Origin of the sequence: Sphingorhabdus sp. EL138, from assembly GCF_945862485.1 — a bacterium.
Taxonomy (GTDB): Bacteria; Pseudomonadota; Alphaproteobacteria; order Sphingomonadales; family Sphingomonadaceae; genus Sphingorhabdus_B.
Genome location: NZ_CAMAYF010000001.1, coordinates 136,750 through 153,608, shown reverse-complemented (window position 1 = coordinate 153,608; position 16,859 = coordinate 136,750). Strand labels below are relative to the sequence as shown.

Here is a 16,859-nt window from a genome sequence, read left to right as displayed (position 1 = left end):
AGGCCAATGATGTTCGCTCGTATCTTCGCTGATCGCTTTGTCATGCTGTTGCTCGCCACCATATTGTTGGCGAGCGTCTTGCCCGTTCGGGGTGCGGCGGCGGAGGTCGCGTTATTGATTTCATTGGCGGCGATATTCCTGCTGTTTTTCCTCAACGGTGTGCGCTTGCCGAGACATGAAGTGGTCAATGGCGTGCGCAATTGGCGTTTGCAGGGGGCGATTTTCTTTTTCGTATTTGGCGTGATGTCGGCCACCGGATTGGCTCTGTCGCATTTTTTCGATAATATCCTGCCACCGACACTTGCTTTGGGGTTGCTGTTTACAGGTATCCTGCCGTCCACCGTGCAGTCGGCTTCGGCTTATTGCGCCTTGGCCAAAGGCAATGTGGCGGCATCGGTTGTTGCGGCGGCTTTGGTAAATCTGACCGGCGTACTTTTGTCGCCCCTGCTTTTGGCGGTGTTGGCGCATGTGGGGGAAGCGAATATTTCAGGTGCAGCCGTTGGCCGCATTGCGCTCATCTTGCTTTTGCCGTTCACACTTGGCCAAATTGCGCAGCGTTGGTGTAAGCCATGGGTAGACCGGAACAAGGAGTTGGCGACGTGGATGGATCGCATCTCGATCGCGATTGCGGTGTATGTGGCGTTTTCCGGTGCGGTTGTGGCTGGAATATGGAGCATCGTACGCGGTGACGAGCTTGCCTGGCTTGCGCTGGCGTTATCGGTCATGCTGCTTGTCGGCTTTGGTGGGGCGTGGGCCTTAAGTGGGGCGATGAAGCTGCCGCGCGGCGACCGGATTACAATGCTGTTTTCGGGTGGGCAGAAAAGCATGGCCATTGGCGCGCCGCTCGCTGCAACGATATTCCCACCCGCGATCGCGGGCATGGTTCTGCTGCCAACGCTTATCTACCATATGGCGCAGTTGATATTGTCCGCGCCATTGGCCACGCATTTTGCGAAGGGTAAGTGAGATAGCTCTAAATCGGCTTGCGATAGGGCGGTTATAAGCTTCTAAGCGCTTCCGAAGGCCGCGCCGCCAAGATTGGGAGCGAACCGACAATACCCAACACAAAGGTCACACCAGCGCCACCGAAGAGCGTCAATGCTAGCACCGCATAATCCGGCCCAAAGCTGAAGTCGAATATCTCGACCACCACATAATAAGCGGCCAACATGCCGAGCAACAGCGACACTAAACCAAGCACCACCGCTAAGATGCCATATTCCAACGCCTGCGCGCCCAAGATTTGCCGCCTTGTGCTGCCTAGCATTTTCATGATGACGCTGTCGTAGATGCGCGACTGGCGCGCCGCAGCGATAGCGCCGACAAGCACGGCGATTCCGGCCAATATGGCGATCGATGCCGCAGCGGCGATGGCTTGCGCCATTTGCGTCAACAAAACGGTGATCTGCGAGGTGACTTCGCCGACCTCAATCAGCGACGCGGACGGGAACGTTGGCGGGATCGATTTTGCCAATATGCGCTCGGCTGGCTTGGACACCGTCAATGTTGCTACCAAGTTATGCGGCGCGGCGTCTAGACTTCCCGGCGAAAACACCATCACATAATTCAGGCCAAAATTATCCCATTTGACGGTGCGTAAGGACGCGATTTTGGCGGGAACTTCCACGCCAAGCAGGCTGATGGTTAAGCTATCGCCGACACCCACGCCTAAGCTTTCCGCGGCGTCTACCTCAAGGCTGACCAAGGCAGGGCCCTTATAGTCCTGCGGCCACCAACTGCCCGCTACAATCTCGCTGCCATTGGGCAGGGCACTGCTATAGGTCAGTCCCCGATCGCCGTTGAGGATCCACGCGCCTTCGGGCAGTTCTTCCAACTGGTCCACGCGCTGACCGCCAAATTCAACAATAGTGCCGCGTAAGGCGGGGATCATGTTGATGGTAGCTTTAGGATCGGTGTCCTTCACCATTTGCGTGAATTTTGCCGCGCCATCGCGTGGGATATCCAATGCAAAGAAGCTTGGCGCACGATCGGGGACGCTGTTTTTGATTTCATTGTTGATGCTGGTTTGAATAGCCGCGAGGGTGACAAATAAGGTCAGGCCAAGGCCAAGCGCCACGACCAATGCCTGCGTCTGCGCCCCGGGGCGATGCAGGTTGGCGAGTGCGAGCCGCGGGAGCGGTGCCTTTGGCCGTGGCAGGCGTAACGCGATAAAGCGCAGCAACCAAGCGATGCCAGTCAGCAACAACAGCAGGCCAAAAGCCGCGCCGATAAAGGCGAGCGAGAATAAAGGTTCTCGCGCCGACAGCACTGCGAGCGCAATGATTGCGAGTATAGCCGAGATTACCCAAATCGCGCTGCGTCGGTCGATGCGGGCGTTGCCCTCCACAATGGCGCGGAACAGGCCAGCGGCCGGCACCGTGCGTGCACGGGCCAAAGGCGGCAGGGCAAAGGCAATGGCGATCAACAGGCCGTAAATGGCGCTGACAAGCAATGGCAAGGGGTGCAAGTTGAAGCCCGGGGCAACGGGCAAGATATCGCCAGCCACCCAGCCAATGACCATCGGCATGACACTTCCCACCGAGAGGCCAGCGATAATCGCGCCTGCGGCCACGGTCAGGATTTGCAGCATATAGATGCGGAATATTGTTCCGCTGTCCGCGCCTGTAACCTTTAACGTCGCAATGCTGGCGCGCTTGCTGGCGAGGTAACTGCTCACGCCATTGCCGACGCCAATGCCCGCGATGACCAAGGCAGCAAGGCCGACAAGTGTCAGGAATTGGCCCATACGCTCAATGAAGCGCCTTGTGCCGGGTGCGCCGTTGGAGCGATCCGTAATGTCCCAACCTGCCGACGGGAACTGCGCCTCAAGCAACTTTGCGACCGCGGCGGCGTCTTCGTTCGGAGCCAGCTTGATGCGGTATTTTGCCTCATACATGCTGCCCGGCTGGATAAGAGCGGTATCCGGCAAAGAGGTCATGTTGATGATAGCCACCGGACCAAGTGTGAAGCCTTCGCCCAAGCGGTCAGGCTCTTCGCCGATAATGCCCGCGACCTTGAACGTCGCGTCACCAAAGCGGATCGTTCCGCCGGTTTCGATATAAAGCCGTTCGGACAAGGTCGGCCCGATGTAAATTTGTTGTTTGGCTGGTGCTTTGACCGAGCTACCATCACGCAGGGTTAATGCGCCATAATGCGGGTAAACACGGTCTACGGCCTTTAATTCGGCAAGCACGCTGTCGCTGCCCGTTTGCGTGCCTATAGCCATTGCCCGGAATCGGATGGTTTCGGAGACTGCGCCTGCCTTGCGCATGGCGGCCATTTCGGCCTGCGTTGCTTCGCGTTGGGCGATCCCGATTTCGACATCTCCGCCAAGGATTGTCTGGCCACGCTTTGACAGTTCATCGGCTATGCCAGCGGTCAGACTGCCAATCGCCGCAAGCGTCGCAACACCGAGGAACAGGCAAATCGCCAGCAAGCGAAGCCCACGGATGCGCGCTGACAAATCACGGCGCGATATGCGCCAAATGGCAGCGAGCGGAAGGTTCAACCTGCGTTCTCCACCACATGGCCATCCTGCATCACAATCACGCGGTCACATTTGCGCGCAAGTTCCGGGTCGTGGGTTATGATTAACAAAGTAGCGCCCAATGCGGCGCGGCGGGCGAATAAGAGATCGACAATAGCCGCGCCGGTAGACCCATCCAAATTACCCGTTGGTTCGTCGGCAAAGATGATTTTTGGTCCTGCGGCCATGGCGCGGGCAATGGCGACACGTTGTTGTTCGCCGCCTGACAATTGCGATGGATAATGCGTCAGCCGGTGGCCAAGGCCAACAGCTTCAAGCTCGCTTTGCGCGCGGCCAAAGGGATCTTCCAGACCCGCTAGTTCCAAAGGGATCGCGACATTTTCCAGTGCGGTCATGGTGGGCAACAAATGAAACGCCTGCAACACAATGCCAATGCGCCCACGCCGGGCCCGCGCGAGCGCGTCTTCATCCAGCTTTGTGAAGTCCAGACCATCGACGAGGACAGTGCCGCCACTGGCTTGTTCCAAACCAGCTAGCACGGCCATCAAAGAAGATTTGCCTGACCCTGACGGCCCAAGCAACGCCACGCTGCTGTCAGAGGGTACATCAAGGTCTACGCCGCGTAAAATCGACACGGATGCGTCATTGCTACCAAGGCTAAGGGTGACATTTGCCGCGCGGATTGCCATATCCGCTTTGTGAGTGACCGGAGCGTGCAAGGAAAAATCCTTATGAGAAGTTTTTGGGTATATGGGGCGTTATGTGTCGCAATCCAAGGGTTGTCGGGATGCGGGTCTAATCCTGTAGCCGAAAATAAGACCGAAACGCAGCAAATGGCAAAGGTCACGCAATATGACCAATTAGTCGTTGCGTTTGGCGACAGCCTTTATGCTGGGTATCGCCTTGCACCACAAGAAGGGCTGGCGCCGGTATTGCAGGCGGCATTGCAGGCAGAGGGCATAAATGCCCGGGTGCACAATGCCGGCGTGTCGGGGGATACCACAGCGGCGGGAAAAGCTCGGCTGGCCTTCGTGCTGGATAGTCTGGACCGAAAACCTGATCTGGTTGTGCTTGGCCTTGGCGGCAATGACATGTTGCGCGGGATCAAGCCTACGGAAACCAAGGCCAATTTGACCGCGATGATGGACGAATTGAAACGCCGTGACATTCCGGTGGTGCTGACGGGCATGTTGGCCGCGCCAAATTTAGGTGCCGATTATGTCAAATCTTTCAACGGGATTTTTCCCGATCTGGCGGATGCATATGGTGCGTCATTATATCCCTTTTTCCTCGACGGCGTGGTGACGGATCCGGCCTTAATGCTGCCGGACAATATCCATCCAAATGCCAAGGGCGTGTCGCGGGTTGTCGAAGGATTATCGCCGCTGGTCGAAGCTGCTTTGAAGCAGCAAGATGACGCTGTATTAGAAAAATAATACAGTTGGGGACGGAAGTGCTTGAAATGGTCGGGCACGCGTTCCATCTAAATTCGTAATCAATGACAGAGGGATTTTTGGCCATGTCGAGTGAAACCGCAACCACGACCGTTCAAGAGTTGAAGCTTACACCGCCGGATCCTGTACCAACAGTCACACCGCAACAGGCAATGGGGTTGGTCCCCGTGACCGATGAACAGCAAACGAAGCTGGTGCAGCGGGTGGATGCTTATGTCACTGACCTGATTGCGCAGGACGTCAACAGCCCTGAATTCGGCAAGCGGGTTGACCAGCTGACCAACATGGGGCGCAAAGAAATTATGGAGGCATCGGCGCAGTCGAACCGTTTCTTGGACAAGCCCATCCGCCGTATGGACGCAGAGTCCGGCGTTGGGGCGGATTTAGCCGAATTGCGCCGCGTTGTCGAAGATTTGGATCCTTCCAAAAAAGGCAATCTGATGACCAAGCAGAAACTGTTTGGCATCATCCCCTTTGGCAATAAATTACGCAATTATTTCGACAGCTATCAAAGTTCGCAAACGCATATCAGTTCGATCCTCGGGCGGCTTGGCAACGGCAAAGACGAACTGTTGATGGACAATGCTGCCATTGATGTGGAACGTCAAAATCTCTGGGTTGCCATGGGCAAGCTGGAACAAATGATCGTCATGTCCAAACAATTGGATACAAAGCTAGAGGAAAAGGCGGCTGAATTGGAGCTATCCGACCCTGCTAAGTCGCGGGCGATAAAGGAAAGCGCATTATTCTATGTGCGCCAACGGACTCAGGATTTGCTGACCCAAATGGCTGTGACGGTTCAGGGTTATCTCGCGCTTGATCTTGTGAAGAAGAATAATGTCGAGTTGGTAAAGGGCGTTGACCGCGCATCGACCACGACGGTCGGGGCATTGCGGACGGCCGTCACGGTGGCACAGGCCATGACCAACCAAAAACTGGTATTGGACCAAATCACGTCGTTGAACACCACAACGGCGAATATCATTGACAGCACTGGCAAATTGCTACGCGACAATACGGGGCGTATCCATGAACAGGCCGCGGCATCGACCATCCCACTGGAAACATTAAGCCGCGCGTTCCAAAATATCTATGACACCATGGATGCTATCGATACGTTCAAGCTGAAGGCGCTGGACAGCATGAAGCAGACATCGGACGCGCTTGAGAAAGAAGTCGAAAAGTCCAAGGGCTATATCGCCCGCGCCGAAGGTCAGGCGCAGGCGATGAAGGAAACCCAGGACAGCGGTCTGCTCGCGGCTTTGGAGGGGTGATGCTTGGTTTGACAAAGTTTAGGGAAGCCAGTGAATAATCCAGCATCCAACTCAAACGAGACCCTGAATGCGGCTGCGCGGTCGTTGCGTAATGTGCGGATGAAACCCATTGGTTCCAAATCGCAGGCGCTGCGCCGTGCGCATTTTTGGGGCAAGCTGAGTAAGGCTGTGGTCGCGATAGGGCTGGTGTTGATCGGCGCGGGCATTGTTGGCGCGGTTATAGACGGCATCGGTTTTTGGGGCGTGATGATTACCGGCATTGTTGGCGCGGCGGCGGCGTATGTGTTGATGCGCTATCCCGAAATGCCCATGCCTACGACCGAAAGCCTGCGTGTCACGGATCTCGCGACTTTGGCGGGCAAGACCGAAATCTGGTTGGAGGCGCAGCGTCCGGCGCTGCCAGCGCCAGCGGTAACGTTGATGCAGGATATCGGCTTGCGATTGGATCAGCTTGCGCCGCAATTGCAGACATTGGATGAAAACGATCCGGCAGCGCGCGAAGTGCGTAAGCTGGTGGGCGAACATCTGCCCGAACTTATTAACGGTTATAAGAAAATTCCGGATAGCCTGAAACACAAAGAACATGCGGGGAAAACACCCGCGCAGCAGCTTGTGGACGGGTTGAAAACCATAGATCGCGAAATTGAAACCATGACCGGACAGATTTCGCGTGGAGAGCTGGATAAGCTGGCGGTGCGTGGCCGTTACCTTGAAATGCGCTACGATAACAGCGAAGTGCAGGGGTAGAACGTCTAACGGGTTTCACATAACTAAAGACGCGGTGCGCGGCGCAAAATCAGGGGCTTTCGTGACGCGTAAAAACGCCTCGATGAAAGGAATCTCTTCTGACGCGGTCAAAACTGAGTAGAGAATATTTTGGGACGCTCCCCAACGGAGATAGCGTTGAAGCGATTACACTCATCAACGCAAACGGCATGCGAGTGCGCATCATCAGCTATGGCGCGGTCCTACAATCGGTCTATGTGCCCGATGCACAAGGCCGGTTTGCGGATGTAACAACGGGCTTTGATACGCTGGACGCCTATCTGGCGCATCTGCATTATTTCGGTTCTACCGTAGGGCGCATCGCCAACCGCATATCGGGTGGGCGCTTTACGTTGGAGGACAAAGAATATCAGGTTCCTGCCAATGATGCCGGCAACTCCTTGCATGGTGGCGACGTGGGATTTGACAAGGTCAACTGGACCGTCATAGCCTGCGATGAGGTGGCACTGTCGGTCACGCTTTCGCATATTAGCCCCGATGGAGACCAAGGCTATCCCGGAAACCTATCCGTAACGGCGACCTACCAATTGCACGCGGACAACGCTCTATCAGTGCGATACCAAGCGACCAAAGATGCGCCAACTGTCGTTAATCTGTCCAACCATGCGTATTGGAATTTGGGCGGGGAGGGCGGCGCCCACGACGCAATGGACCATCTGTTGACGATCCATGCCGCCCATTATTTGCCCGTAGATGCCACACTTATCCCGACCGGCGAGCGTCGCCCTGTGGCGGACACCGCGTTTGATTTTCGCATAGCGAAGCCAATCGCTAAGCATATCGGGGATGTTGCTGATGCCCAATTGCGGCATGGGAATGGATACGACCATAATTGGGTCATTGATGAGGTCGTTACGCAACAACCACGGCCGCTGGCGGTGTTGGAAGACCCCATTTCTGGACGGACCATGACATTGCTGTCCAAACAACCCGGCCTGCAATTCTACTCCGGCAATTTTTTTGACGGTTCCATCGCGGGCAAGTCTGGCAAACGCTATCAGATGGGCGATGCCATTGCTTTGGAACCGCAGATGTTTCCGGATGCCCCCAATCAACACGACTTTCCCTCAGTCGGGCTTAACCCTGGGGAGCGTTATGAAAATAGTATCATTTGGCAGTTCGGGACCACTACTGGTGACTAAAGTTGTCAGCCGACAAAGGCGCGTTCCAGCACATAAGTGCCGGGTTGCGATTGTGCGCCTTCGGTGAAGCCAAGGCTTTCCAACAGTGCCCCAGTTTCCTTAATCATCGCCATGCTGCCGCAGAGCATGACGCGGTCAAATTCGGGGTCGAGCGGATAATCGCCGCTTTCAATTCTCTGCGTGATGCGTCGATTTTCCCCGGTCCAAGTCGGACATTTGGTGACGGATGCGTCATAGAATAGCTTCTGCTTGGCTTCGTCTGCAACCAGGGGGTCATCCGTCAGTTGCGAATCCAATGCATCGCGAAACGCCAAATCCTCCACCTGCCGGACTGTGTGCTGCACGGTTATCTTTTCATAACGCTCATAGGCTTCAGGATCGCGAATGATCGACATCCACGGGGCCAATCCCGTTCCCGTTCCAATCAAATGCAGCCGCTTGCCGGGCAGCAACGCGTCAAGCGTGAGCGTACCGGTTGGTTTGGCGCCTAAAAGAATTTCGTCGCCGGGCTGGATTTTGCACAACTGGCTGGTGAGCGGACCATCTGGAACGATGATGCTTAAAAATTCAAGCGATTCATCCCAAAATGGCGAAGCCATGGAGTAAGCGCGCATCAATGGCTTATCATTGACCATGAGACCAATCATAACGAATTGACCGCTCACAAAGCGAAATGAGGCCGGCCGTGACACGGAAAAGGAAAATAGTCCCTCGTTCCAATGATGCGTGGTCAAAACCTTAACAGTCGAAAATGCCATTATTCACTCCATGTTTCAGGGGCTCTTTGACGGCAATCGAGCAATTTACAATAGGGACATTTCTTTTATCGTCAAAAGCCAGCCTTGTTTTTGCGGCATGGCGGGTAAAAGGTCGCAGAAAGGCCTCTCTGACAGATATTCCAAAGATAACGCAACTGTCATCGGAATTGCCCCCACATAAGCGCTAGCCAGTTTCCATAACGCAAGATACAAAGCAGGCGAACCAAAGGCACCGGACGGGCTAATATGCTAACTACCTTCATTTTATGGACAAAACGCCATCCGAGATGGTCGGTGTTGATTGCGCTGGTGCTGCTTTTTATTGTGTATCGGATCGTTCGTCCAACGCCGCCTGATTATGAATATGTCAGCGAGGCTGTCACGCGCGGCGACGTTATACGTAAGGTTTCGGCCAGCGGAAAAGTGCGCGCCCTGAACACCATCAAGGTGGGCGCGGAAGTTTCGGGACAAATCACCAAGGTCTATGTCGATTTCAATTCGCGCGTAGAGGCGGGGCAAGTGTTGGCCGAGATTGACCCGACGCGGGTGCGTGCGCGGGTCGAACAGTCTGAGGCGCAAGTTGCCGTGGCGCAGGCCAATCTGCAACAGACCGCCGCCAATGTGGCGCGTGCGCGGGCTGAGTTGGAAATTCAAGAGCGTGATTTTGATAGGCAAAAGGCACTGGCGGAACGCGGATTTGTGTCAAAGGCCGGTCTTGATATTGCGCAAAGCAAGCTGAACAGCGCGCGCAACGCCGTGCAGGTTGCTTTGGCGCAAACGCAAAGCGGCGGCGCACAGATCCGGCAGGGCAATGCCGAGCTGTCGTCGGCGACACTAGACCTTAAGAGGACCGTGATTGTCGCGCCAGCGAGCGGGGTCATCATCAACAAATTGGTTGAGCCCGGCACAACGGTTGCTGCAAGTTTTCAAACGCCGAACCTTTTCGAAATTGCCGCAGATACAACGAAGATGCAGGTCGAGGCATCGGTCGATGAAGCGGATATTGGGCAAATTCGCGAAGGTCAGCTGGTCAGCTTCACCGTCGATAGCTATCCCGATGATGTCTTCAAAGCCAAGGTCCGGCAAGTGCGACAAGCGCCAGTCGAGGCGCAGAATGTCGTCAGCTATCTTGTGATTATCGATGTCGACAATGTGAACGGAAAGCTGTTGCCGGGCATGACGGCTAATGTCGAAATCATTACGGATGTCCGGACCAATGTTACGCGGGTTCCAACCAACGCGATGCGGTTTCGTCCGCGCTTGGCTGATCGACCACAGCCCGCGGCAGAAAAGCCAGCGTCGGACACCACAAAAAAGGGCAAGACCCTGCCCAAAGTATATGTGGTCGGGTCTGATCCCTATCGACCCGAACGGCGCGTTATCCGGACGGGCTTGCAGGGCGAGGATTATACCGAGGTCGTTTCTGGCCTGAAAAAGGGTGATAAGGTGCTGGTGCGCACAAAGTCGCTGAAGCCAAAGAAAGAGACGGACGAAAGCGCGGATGAAGATGACAACGCCGCTTCTTGAAACGCATAATCTGGTCAAGGATTATGCGATTGGCGGCGAAATTGTCCACGCGGTTAATAATGTGTCGCTGTCTATTTCGCGCGGTGAATTTGTCGCGATTATGGGGGCAAGTGGATCTGGCAAATCGACGTTTATGAATATGATTGGTTGCCTTGATATTCCCACATCAGGCACGTTGTTGTTGGACGGGATTGATACCAAATCTCTGGATAGCGATGCGCTGGCCGAAATACGCAACCGCAAGATCGGTTTCGTATTTCAGCAGTTTAATCTGCTCGCGCGGACCAGCGCGCTCGATAATGTCGCAGTGCCGTTGATCTATGCGGGGGTTGGCTATACCGAGCGGCGCGCGCGCGCGCAGGACAGGCTGGAGGCCATGGGCCTTGCCAATCGTCTACAGAACACGCCCGCGAAGCTTTCGGGCGGCCAGCAACAGCGTGTGGCCATTGCGCGGGCATTGGTGACGGACCCGCTTATGCTGCTGGCCGACGAACCAACGGGCGCGCTGGACACCCAAACATCCTTGGACATTATGGGTATTTTCCAGAAGTTGAATGACGACGGCATTACGGTTGTGCTTGTCACCCACGAACCCGATATCGCCGAATATGCCGCGCGGCGGATTGTCTTTCGCGACGGGCAGGTGATTGAGGACGCGGGGGTTAAGTCTCGCCGCAGGGCCAGTGCGGAATGAAAGACTTGCTTGCGTCGCTTGCTGGGTGGGGCGTGAATGTAGCGATTGCGCTGACGGCGCTGCGTACCAATTTGATGCGCTCAATCCTGACCACTTTAGGCGTCATGATTGGTGTCTTTTCCGTTATACTTGCTGTGGCCGTTGGTAATGGCGCGCAGGTTTCGGTGTCGCAGCAAATTGCGACTTTGGGGTCGAACATGGCCATCGTGGTGCCGCAACCCGACAGCGGCAGCGGTCCCCCACGATCTACCGATCGCGGCAGATTGACCGAGCGCGACGGTGACGCAATCCTGCGAGAGGTTTCCGGTGTGAGCGCGGTGGCGCCGCAAATCCGAAGCAGCGTACAGATTGTGACGCCAGGACGAAGTGCAACGACGCAGGCGACTGGTGCGACCCCTGCATATGGCGCAGTTTCTAACATCACGGCATCCGAGGGCCGATTTCTGACACAGAGCGATGTTGGTTCGGCGGCGCGGGTCGCCGTAATCGGCGAAACCGTGGCCAGCAAATTGTTCCCGGAAACAAGTCCGGTTGGTGAAACTATTCGCATTAACCGGGTTCCGTTCACCGTCATCGGTCTTCTGGAAAGCAAGGGCAGCAATTTGGGCAACGATAATGACGACCAAATCGTCGTTCCGATAACGACGTTGCGCCAACGTTTGTTGACCACAGCTACGCAAGGGCCCGACGATGTAACGTTGATCTTAGTCGGGTTTGAAGATGAAGATTCGCTGCTTACGGGGCAAAAGGAAATAGAGCGTTTGTTGCGCGATCGGTACCGCGTAGCAAAAGGCAAAATTAACCCGTTCACCGTACGCACGACGACAGAAATTGCTGAAACCACCGGCGAAGTAACGCAAATTTTTCAGGCGGTGCTTGTCGCCATTGCATCGATTTCGCTGCTGGTCGGGGGGATCGGCATCATGAACATCATGCTGGTCAGTGTGACAGAGCGCACCCGTGAAATTGGGCTTCGCATGGCATTGGGCGCAAAGCGGAGCGACATTCGCAACCAATTTCTGGTGGAGGCGGCTGTTTTGTGCGTAATCGGCGGTGCCATTGGACTGTCGCTGGCCATATTGGCCGCCTCTATTTTTGAGCGCATCGCCGAATTCCCTGCGCCAATTGGCTTTGATACGGCGATCATGGCGGTCGCTTTTTCCGCTATTATCGGCCTAGTATTCGGGGGCTATCCCGCTATCCGCGCATCGCGGCTCTCCCCTATTGAAGCGTTGAGAAGCGAATAGCGGGCGGCGAGACCCTGATCGGGTACGTTCTAAGGAAGAGTTGCGGCCACGCGCTGAAGCTTGGTTCCCCGGTAAGGATTCGAACCTCAATAGACGGAGTCAGAGTCCGTAGTCTTACCGTTAGACGACCGGGGAGCAGGGTGTGTCCGAGCGTATATGCCTGAGGCCATGGCCGGTCAACCCGCTGAATCATGGCGCTACCGAGGGGGCGTTCAAAAATCTTGAAACTTTGTCGCTCTGCGCGTAGCGTCCTCTTCAGGCACCGGCGGCACATTCGACCGGATAGATAATAAGAAGTGAGTTATCGGCCATGGGCGAAAATGTCGCACCATCGCCGCAAAAAGGACGTGGACGAAAACGTAGAAATTCGTCCCGTCGCAAGAATGCGGCACCCAAGGCTGCAATGTTGCAGCAGGCTTCGGTCGAGGGCGCAGTGCGTCCTGACACTCCGAAGAATTCAACGTCGGCTAGCAACAGCGGGCCACAGGGCGACAAGGCTGCGTTGCGCCGAAATTGGTTTGAACGAACCGCCTATGCGGCGCTTGACCTTGGCACCAACAATTGCCGGTTGCTGATCGCGCGGGCTGGCGGCGACGATTTTACGGTCGTGGACGCGTTTTCGCGTGTTGTCCGTCTGGGTGAAGGGATGACTGCCACGGGCCGCATGAGCGATGAGGCCATGGACCGTGCGGTTGAAGCACTGGCCGTTTGTGCGGAAAAGCTCAGAAAACGCAACGTGGTGCTGGCCCGATCTGTTGCCACTGAGGCCTGCCGTCAGGCCGTGAACGGGGTGCAGTTTATCGAACGGGTTAAACGTGAGACGGGCATCCACCTCGACATAATCAGCCCAAAGGAAGAGGCGCGGCTGGCAGTAATGGGCTGCTTCGCACTGTTGGAAGAGGGCGTAGGACCCGCGCTGATTTTTGATATCGGTGGTGGCTCAACCGAACTGGTTCTTGTGTCTACCAGCAATGCCATTCCTGAAATTCTTGATTGGGTGAGCGTGCCTTGGGGCGTCGTCTCGCTTACGGAAAGCGAACGTACGGAGGGCGACGGTCCGGAACAGTTAAGAGCAATCTACCAATCCATGCGCGACAAAGTCATGGCTAGTTTTGCCGACTTTGCAGCCCGCTTACCCGAAGACGTTGGCGATCGACGTCTGTTGGGGACGTCGGGAACCGTCACAACGCTCGCCAGCGTCTATTTGAAGCTTAACAGCTATGACCGGCGTGCGGTGGATGGTTTACATCTGCCAACCTCTGCTATGCGCGATATCAGCCGTGAACTGGCGCATCGCAACATTGCCGGACGCGCGGAATTTCCGACGATTGGCCAAGAGCGAGCCGATTTGGTAGTGGCCGGTTGTGCGATATTGGAATCCATTTTTGACATATGGCCCGGGGAACGGCTGGGCGTGGCAGATCGCGGCATTCGCGAAGGTATATTGCGTGCGCTGATGGCCAGCGATGCCAAGCGCCGCAATCGGCGGGATTGAGACATGGCAGATAATCTTTTTGGTGGTAAAAATTCCGGTCGGACACTGGCTGGTAAACAAAAGGTCAAAACAGCCAAGCGGCGGACGGCGGGGTCGACGCGTTGGCTGGAACGGCAACTGAATGACCCATATGTGAAGCGCGCGCATGGCGAAGGCTACCGTAGCCGTGCAGCGTATAAGCTGGTCGAGCTGGACGAAAAATTCAATATTTTGCGTGGCAAAAAGGCGGTCGTGGATTTGGGCGTTGCACCCGGCGGATGGGCGCAGGTGGTGCGCCGGCAGCAACCAAAGGCAGCCATTGTCGGTATTGATCTATTGCCCGTAGATCCGCTTGAGGGGGTTGTCCTGCTCGAAATGGACTTCATGCATGACAGCGCGCCCGACCGGTTGATCGCCGAACTGGGCAGCGCACCGGACCTGATCTTGTCAGATATGGCGGCCAATACCGTCGGCCATAAGCAGACCGACCATTTGCGCACGATGGGCCTAGTGGAAGCCGCTGTGGATTTTGCGATCAAGGTCCTTGTGCCAGGCGGTGATTTTGTCGCGAAGGTGTTTGCAGGCGGTACGGATCCAGCAATGCTGAGCATCCTGAAGACGAACTTCACGACGGTCAAACACGCAAAGCCGCCGGCAAGCCGCAAGGGTTCGGTTGAATGGTATGTGATTGCACAAGGTAAAAAGGGCTAATCAGCCCTTTTGGCGTGCCTTTTCGACGGCGCGCTTCAGCGCCTCGTAGCCCAAGGCGCCTTCCAATATCTGATCACCGATAATGAATGTCGGCGTGCCGTTGAAGCCGATTTGCTGCATAAAGGCCAAGTTACGCTCAATCTCCTGGTTTGCTTGCGGTGAGGCCGCGAAGGTCCGCGCGGCGGCTAAATCCAGCCCTGCGGTGCGCGCTGCGGCAACGATATTTGCTTCATCAGCGCGGCCACCGGCGAACAATGCATCATGAAATGCCTTGTGCTTGCCTTGGCGCGCAGCCGCAAGCGCCCATAAGGCTGCGTCGCGGCTAGATTGGCTGAGTATCGGCAATTCGCGATAGACCAACCTGATGTTGCCATCGCTTCTCAACAAGCGCTGGACATCGGGCACGCTTGCCCGACAAAATCCGCAATTATAGTCGGTGAATTCGACGATCGTCACGTCGCCCTGAGGGTTGCCCGCTTCGGCTCCGGGGAAGGGCTTGGTGATGTCATCTCCTGCTGCAGATAGGCGTTGTGCGACTTCGCGTTGCTGCAAAATGGCGACGGCGTCGGTAATGATTTCTGGATTTTCCAGGATATAGGCTTTCACCAATGCCTCCGTCGCCTTGCGGTCAGCAGGCGACATGCCGGCAGCAGCAACAGCCTCGTCGGCCGATTTTGCAGCGTCTTCAGCGACAGGTGCAGCATCAGAAGGGTGAACCGTGGCGACACTTGGCCAAAAGATATAGGCCGCCAAGGCAATTAAGATCGCTAATCCTGTAATGATGGCTGCGATGATAATCCGGCGAGTTGGCGCTTGTTCATTCATGGATGCTGATTAGCTGCGCCATACATATTCTGCCAGCTTTTTAGCGGCGGCGCTTCTTCAACTGTGCAAGCTGTGCCTCGGCTACCATATTGATATCCTGCGCGCGGATCCAATCCGGTGAAAATTCGGGCAGCCCAGCCATTGCGGTTTGCGCATTGGGCAACGCGAATTGTGGTGCGCCTTCCATCATATAACGTTCCGCGCTGGCGAGTGCGGCGCGCGCCGTGTCGCCTTTTTGTGCATAGACGACGCCAAGCTGATACCAAGCAAACGGGTTTTGGTTATCTTTGGTAACGGCAGCTTTTAACACCTGCGCCGCTTCATCAAGTTGCGTTTTGTCTTCTGTAGCGATCAATGCATGTCCGAAGATTGCCGCGATTAATGGTTGGTTACCAGTCAGGTTTACGGCTTTACGCAATGGTGCAACCGCATCGGTAGGGCGCCCCGATTCCAACAAAATCTGCCCATGCAGTTCGAGGAAATAGGGATCTTCGGGTGCTGAGGCGACAAGGGCGGATGATTCATCCAGCGCTTTTTGCGGATAAGCCGACTTGTGCCACGCATAAGCGCGCGCATAGCGGCCAGACACCGATGTGTCGGTCTCAGGATAATCCCGCATCGTCGCCGTTGGGTCAGCGAGATAGCCAGTTAACTTTGCTTTGACGCGCTTGAAATCACTTTCCCATTTGGGGTTGAGCGGCGCGTTCCACGAAGGGTCTGCTGAATATGTGTCCTCCAGAATCGCAATACGCTCACCGGATAATGGGTGTGTGCGGCCGTAGCTATCCTCTTGCGGGATGCCGAGGCGGAATTCAAAATTCTGCAGCTTTTTGAAGAAGCTTATTGAACCGCGGCCTGATATCCCTGCCTTTGACAAATATTTCGCACCTGACGCATCGGCTGTCCCTTCTTGCCCGCGGCTGTAGGCCAAAAACTTGCCCATCGCGGCCTGCTGACCAGCGGACAATATGCCCATGCCGGCCTCGCCAGCGCCTGCCGCAATGGCTGCTGCTGCGAGAATGAGGCTTGCGATGCTAATACCGCTGGCGGCTGAAACGCCCTCGTCGAAACGCACGACATGGCCTCCGACAACATGACCTAGCTCGTGCGCAATCACGCCTTGGACTTCATTTGCGGTTGTGGCGGCGTCGATTAAGCCACTGTGGATGTAAACTGCTTGCCCTCCGGCGACAAAGGCGTTGATCGATTTGTCGTTGATAAGGATTATCTCAACATTTTTGGGATCAAGTCCAGCCGCCTCAATCAAAGGCGCGGAAATCTCTTCGAAAAAGGCTTCGGTCTCCGCATCGCGTAAAATCGACTGCGCCATGACGGGGCGCACGGACACCAGAACGGCAAGAAACAGGACAAATATTGTCCGTACGTCGCGAAGCGTGAAAATACCCATTTCTGTTGAATGGCCCGAACTGCATGAACGCGCAATGAAGAAATGAGACAAAAAGAAGCCCCACCAGTCAGG

Annotated in this window: 15 protein-coding genes and 1 tRNA gene; 10 read left to right on the top strand and 6 right to left on the bottom strand. The window is 55.7% G+C overall.

The window, feature by feature from the left end; genetic code table 11:
- Positions 1-6: 6 nt before the first annotated feature.
- Positions 7-966 (top strand): bile acid:sodium symporter family protein, encoded by a 960-nt coding sequence (locus Q0O33_RS00750; RefSeq protein WP_295494718.1) that lies wholly within the window; start codon positions 7-9, stop codon positions 964-966.
- A 31-nt stretch (positions 967-997) separates the two neighbouring features.
- On the opposite strand, the gene Q0O33_RS00745 is transcribed toward Q0O33_RS00750, so the two are convergent.
- A complete protein-coding gene (locus tag Q0O33_RS00745) occupies positions 998-3,508 on the bottom strand; it encodes an FtsX-like permease family protein (RefSeq protein WP_295494715.1) in 2,511 nt (836 codons plus the stop codon).
- Positions 3,505-4,176 (bottom strand): ATP-binding cassette domain-containing protein, encoded by a 672-nt coding sequence (locus tag Q0O33_RS00740; protein WP_295494711.1) that lies wholly within the window; start codon positions 4,174-4,176, stop codon positions 3,505-3,507. Before Q0O33_RS00740 ends, Q0O33_RS00745 begins: the two co-directional genes overlap by 4 nt.
- A 42-nt stretch (positions 4,177-4,218) precedes the next feature.
- Between Q0O33_RS00740 and Q0O33_RS00735 the strand changes: the two genes are divergently transcribed.
- The 4 genes from Q0O33_RS00735 (at position 4,219) to Q0O33_RS00720 (ending at position 8,143) form a co-directional block, all read left to right on the top strand.
- A complete protein-coding gene (locus Q0O33_RS00735) occupies positions 4,219-4,923 on the top strand; it encodes an arylesterase (RefSeq protein ID WP_295494709.1) in 705 nt (234 codons plus the stop codon).
- A gap of 83 nt (positions 4,924-5,006) precedes the next feature.
- Positions 5,007-6,215, top strand: coding sequence for a toxic anion resistance protein (locus Q0O33_RS00730; RefSeq protein ID WP_295494707.1), 1,209 nt, complete (start codon positions 5,007-5,009; stop codon positions 6,213-6,215).
- Positions 6,216-6,245: 30 nt separating this feature from the next.
- Positions 6,246-6,962 (top strand): hypothetical protein, encoded by a 717-nt coding sequence (locus tag Q0O33_RS00725; RefSeq protein WP_295494704.1) that lies wholly within the window; start codon positions 6,246-6,248, stop codon positions 6,960-6,962.
- A gap of 98 nt (positions 6,963-7,060) precedes the next feature.
- On the top strand, positions 7,061-8,143 hold the full coding sequence (locus tag Q0O33_RS00720) for an aldose epimerase family protein (RefSeq protein WP_366048045.1): 1,083 nt from the start codon (positions 7,061-7,063) through the stop codon (positions 8,141-8,143).
- Between the two features lie 5 nt (positions 8,144-8,148).
- Here Q0O33_RS00720 and Q0O33_RS00715 read toward each other — a convergent pair whose 3' ends face one another.
- On the bottom strand, positions 8,149-8,901 hold the full coding sequence (locus tag Q0O33_RS00715) for a ferredoxin--NADP reductase (RefSeq protein ID WP_295494701.1): 753 nt from the start codon (positions 8,899-8,901) through the stop codon (positions 8,149-8,151).
- Between the two features lie 246 nt (positions 8,902-9,147).
- Here Q0O33_RS00715 and Q0O33_RS00710 point away from each other — a divergent pair, with 246 nt between their 5' ends.
- From Q0O33_RS00710 to Q0O33_RS00700, 3 genes are read left to right on the top strand one after another with little or no spacing between them, the layout of a single operon-like run.
- Positions 9,148-10,428 (top strand): efflux RND transporter periplasmic adaptor subunit, encoded by a 1,281-nt coding sequence (locus Q0O33_RS00710; RefSeq protein ID WP_295494698.1) that lies wholly within the window; start codon positions 9,148-9,150, stop codon positions 10,426-10,428.
- Complete coding sequence (locus Q0O33_RS00705) at positions 10,409-11,122, top strand: ABC transporter ATP-binding protein (RefSeq protein WP_295494695.1); 714 nt, start codon at positions 10,409-10,411, stop codon at positions 11,120-11,122. The genes Q0O33_RS00710 and Q0O33_RS00705 overlap by 20 nt, the downstream gene beginning before the upstream one ends.
- The gene (locus tag Q0O33_RS00700) at positions 11,119-12,369 is read left to right on the top strand and encodes an ABC transporter permease (protein ID WP_295494692.1); all 1,251 of its coding nucleotides are present in this window, start codon (positions 11,119-11,121) and stop codon (positions 12,367-12,369) included. The genes Q0O33_RS00705 and Q0O33_RS00700 overlap by 4 nt, the downstream gene beginning before the upstream one ends.
- 61 nt (positions 12,370-12,430) lie before the next feature.
- On the opposite strand, the gene Q0O33_RS00695 is transcribed toward Q0O33_RS00700, so the two are convergent.
- A tRNA-Gln gene (locus tag Q0O33_RS00695) sits at positions 12,431-12,504 on the bottom strand.
- Positions 12,505-12,679: 175 nt separating this feature from the next.
- Here Q0O33_RS00695 and Q0O33_RS00690 point away from each other — a divergent pair.
- A complete protein-coding gene (locus Q0O33_RS00690) occupies positions 12,680-13,864 on the top strand; it encodes a Ppx/GppA phosphatase family protein (RefSeq protein ID WP_295494689.1) in 1,185 nt (394 codons plus the stop codon).
- A gap of 3 nt (positions 13,865-13,867) precedes the next feature.
- Positions 13,868-14,554 carry an RlmE family RNA methyltransferase gene (locus Q0O33_RS00685; protein ID WP_295494686.1) on the top strand — a complete coding sequence of 229 codons (687 nt, stop codon included), beginning with the start codon at positions 13,868-13,870 and terminating at the stop codon, positions 14,552-14,554.
- On the opposite strand, the gene Q0O33_RS00680 is transcribed toward Q0O33_RS00685, so the two are convergent.
- Both Q0O33_RS00680 and Q0O33_RS00675 read right to left on the bottom strand, forming a co-directional pair.
- The gene (locus Q0O33_RS00680; protein ID WP_295494683.1) at positions 14,555-15,379 is read right to left on the bottom strand and encodes a DsbA family protein; all 825 of its coding nucleotides are present in this window, start codon (positions 15,377-15,379) and stop codon (positions 14,555-14,557) included.
- A gap of 40 nt (positions 15,380-15,419) precedes the next feature.
- Complete coding sequence (locus Q0O33_RS00675) at positions 15,420-16,787, bottom strand: M48 family metalloprotease (protein ID WP_295494680.1); 1,368 nt, start codon at positions 16,785-16,787, stop codon at positions 15,420-15,422.
- Between the last annotated feature and the right edge of the window lie 72 nt (positions 16,788-16,859).

Coding starts and splice junctions, on each gene's coding strand:
- Q0O33_RS00685 (WP_295494686.1), top strand. CDS start 13,868: ATGGCAGATAATCTTTTTGGTGGTAAAAATTCCGGTCGGACACTGGCT.
- Q0O33_RS00715 (WP_295494701.1), bottom strand. CDS start 8,901: ATGGCATTTTCGACTGTTAAGGTTTTGACCACGCATCATTGGAACGAG.
- Q0O33_RS00740 (WP_295494711.1), bottom strand. CDS start 4,176: ATGGCAATCCGCGCGGCAAATGTCACCCTTAGCCTTGGTAGCAATGAC.
- Q0O33_RS00710 (WP_295494698.1), top strand. CDS start 9,148: ATGCTAACTACCTTCATTTTATGGACAAAACGCCATCCGAGATGGTCG.
- Q0O33_RS00690 (WP_295494689.1), top strand. CDS start 12,680: ATGGGCGAAAATGTCGCACCATCGCCGCAAAAAGGACGTGGACGAAAA.
- Q0O33_RS00735 (WP_295494709.1), top strand. CDS start 4,219: ATGAGAAGTTTTTGGGTATATGGGGCGTTATGTGTCGCAATCCAAGGG.
- Q0O33_RS00750 (WP_295494718.1), top strand. CDS start 7: ATGATGTTCGCTCGTATCTTCGCTGATCGCTTTGTCATGCTGTTGCTC.
- Q0O33_RS00675 (WP_295494680.1), bottom strand. CDS start 16,787: ATGGGTATTTTCACGCTTCGCGACGTACGGACAATATTTGTCCTGTTT.
- Q0O33_RS00680 (WP_295494683.1), bottom strand. CDS start 15,379: ATGAATGAACAAGCGCCAACTCGCCGGATTATCATCGCAGCCATCATT.
- Q0O33_RS00705 (WP_295494695.1), top strand. CDS start 10,409: ATGACAACGCCGCTTCTTGAAACGCATAATCTGGTCAAGGATTATGCG.
- Q0O33_RS00730 (WP_295494707.1), top strand. CDS start 5,007: ATGTCGAGTGAAACCGCAACCACGACCGTTCAAGAGTTGAAGCTTACA.
- Q0O33_RS00700 (WP_295494692.1), top strand. CDS start 11,119: ATGAAAGACTTGCTTGCGTCGCTTGCTGGGTGGGGCGTGAATGTAGCG.